Below are 2,966 nucleotides of genomic sequence, written 5' to 3' on the forward strand. Positions count from 1 at the left end.
TCATTCATTTTATTTCTTTTTTTATAACAATAATCCGATAAAAATCTGTTTTCAGAATTGATATACATCAAAAAAGCAACCAAAAATTTTGATTGCTATTTCCTACTATTTTATACTGATTTCAATTCTATTAACGTGATTTCTGGCCAAATCCCAACTCTTCCAGGATAAAAATGATAACCAAAACCTCTATTCACATTGATGATCTTTCCTTCAAAATCATAAAATCCTGCCCATTGCGGATATACATATTGCGCAGGACTCCAACGCAAACCAATTTTCGGAACTTCAATTCCCAACTGCATTCCGTGCGTATGTCCAGACAAAGTCAAGTCAAAATGTTTGGTATGATTCTTCAAAATTTCATTCCAATGCGAAGGATCATGTGACATCACAATCTTAAAATCTTCTGCATTTACATAATTCGAAGCTACATCAATATCTCCTAATTTCTTAAATCGTGTTCCCCAATTCTGAACGCCAATTAACGCAATTTTTTCACCATTCTTTGTAATAAATCGGTTTTCATTCAATAATAATTTCATTCCAATCTTAGGGAAAATCGCTTTGATTTTCTCGAAATTATCTTGTTTTTCTTCCTCCGTTTTCCAATCCGAATATTCACCATAATCATGATTTCCTAACACTGCAAAATTTCCGTGTGGCGCTTGTTTTATTTTCGAAAAAACATCGTACCATTTATCCATTTCCCAATGAAAATTATTCACAATATCTCCCGTAAACAACAATATATCAAACTCTTGTTGATTGATTAAATCGACTGCATATTCTATCTTTTCACGATTATCCAAACTTCCCGAATGAATATCTGTAATATGTAAAATCTTGAAACCATCAAACGATTTTGGTAAACGTTGATACGCTAATTTTTTCTTGATTACTTTGAAATTATATTTTCCTAAAGTCATTCCATAAATCAAACTAAAAAAAGGTATTGAAGCCACTGTTAATCCAGAAATCATCACAAATTTTCGGCGAGAAGGTAAATAAGAATCTTCTTTTGTTGGATGATTTGTTGCACAATTAAATAGCCAACCAAATCCTCTAAAAATATCTTGAATCAAGAAAAATAGAACCAAAATAATTCGAGGAAAACCAAACAACATAAACAAACCTGTTGCCCACATTGTCATTTGTGTTTGACCGACATTACGATCAAAAAAGATTAGATTATATCCAAAATTACCCAAAACAAGTAACCACAAAAGCATATTCCCAAAAAGAATATAGTTGTTTTGAATGAATTTTTTAAAGTTAAAATACAGGTAAATTTCAAGTATTATTGAAATAATTATTGACGTGATAACACTATAAACAAACATTATTTTATTTGATTTTGAACAAAAATAAACGAAATCTTTTTAACAGTGATTCATTATTAAATTCTTAACAGAACATTATAAAATTTATAGATGATTCTACACAAAAATTTGCGTGATAAAAACGTAACTTTGTAGCATATTTTTAAGCATAAATTATGAAAAATAGACTACCTGTAACGGTACTTTCTGGATTTCTTGGAAGCGGAAAAACAACACTTCTTAATCATATATTACACAACAAAAAAGGGCTAAAAGTAGCAGTTATCGTAAACGATATGGGTGCGGTAAATATTGATGCGCAAATGGTTTCACGTGAAAATGATTTAATTCAAACGGATGAAAAATTGGTTGAATTGAGTAATGGTTGCGTTTGTTGTGAATTACGAGAGGATTTGATTGTAGAAATCGAGAAGTTAGCACAATCAGGGAAATATGATTATTTGGTTATCGAAAGTTCTGGTATTTCTGATCCAGGTCCTATTGCGCAATCATTAGATTTTGTTTCGCCTGATGGTAAAATTGATTTGCCAAAAGTTGCACGTTTAGACACGTTGGTAACAGTAGTTGACGCTTATAATTTCTTCAAAAATTTAGGAACTGATGAAGATGTTTTTGATCGTGGTTTTACAGAAAACAGAGAAGATAATCGTCCGATTGTGAATCTTTTAATCGATCAAATTGAATTTTCGAATGTGATTATTCTAAATAAAATGGATTTGGTTGAAGAAGAAACGTTGATGAATATTGAAGCGTTTGTGACTAAATTAAATCCTTCTGCTAAAATAATTCCTGCAAGTTTTTCTCACGTTGAATTAACTGAAATTTTGAACACCAATCTATTCGATTTTGAGAAAATTCAGGATATGGATGCTTGGGTAAAATTATTAGAAGAGCAAGAAAAAGAGGAACATCACCATCATCATCACGACCATGATCACGAATGTGGTGAACATTGTACGCACGAACACCACGATCATTTGGAAGAAAAATATGGAATGACTTCTTTTGTTTACAGACAAAAAATTCCATTTCATGCAGAACGTTTTTTAACGTATTTGAATGATAATTTCCCTGCAACTATTTACCGTTCGAAAGGTTTATTTTGGTTAGCAAATCGTCCTGATGAAGCTATATTCTTGAGTCAAGCTGGTGGTAGTATCCGAATTGATCCTGCGGGGGCTTGGTGGTGCTCGATGCCATATGACGAAAGAATTCAGTTTGCAGCGTATCAATTTAATCAAAAAACGATTGATGCAAAATGGTCGAAAGAATGGGGAGATCGAATGATAGAACTTGTTTTTATTGGACAAGGTTTGGATAAAGAAAAAGTTACACAAGAATTAAATTCTTGTTTGCTAAATGAGCAAGAAATTGCAGAATGGCAAGCAAAACATAATTAAAATAAAAGAGCCTTATTTCGATTTGAAGTAAGGCTCTTTTTCTTATCATCCTTGTTCTAAAAATTTAAATAGATTTATTTCATTTATCAAATTCACTTGTTCTTTTCTAAGGCTCGGTTAATTACAAACAGCTATGTTTATCCTTTCCCGAGGACTCAGTTGATTACAAACAAGTGCGTTTATAATAAAATCTTCTTGACAGACATTACAAACAAGTATGTTT

General features: G+C 31.5%; 2 protein-coding genes. One reads left to right on the forward strand and one right to left on the reverse strand.

Annotated features, from left to right (window positions below; genetic code table 11):
• Window positions 1–110 precede the first annotated feature (110 nt).
• The gene (locus B2217_RS01930; RefSeq protein ID WP_317616670.1) at window positions 111–1,154 is read right to left on the reverse strand and encodes a metallophosphoesterase; all 1,044 of its coding nucleotides are present in this window, start codon (window positions 1,152–1,154) and stop codon (window positions 111–113) included.
• Window positions 1,155–1,498: 344 nt separating this feature from the next.
• On the opposite strand from B2217_RS01930, the gene B2217_RS01935 reads away from it, so the two are divergent.
• Complete coding sequence (locus B2217_RS01935; RefSeq protein ID WP_180906359.1) at window positions 1,499–2,743, forward strand: GTP-binding protein; 1,245 nt, start codon at window positions 1,499–1,501, stop codon at window positions 2,741–2,743.
• Window positions 2,744–2,966 lie beyond the last annotated feature (223 nt).

Source organism: Empedobacter sp. UBA7620 (genome assembly GCF_002484185.1).
GTDB lineage: Bacteria > Bacteroidota > Bacteroidia > Flavobacteriales > Weeksellaceae > Empedobacter > Empedobacter falsenii_C.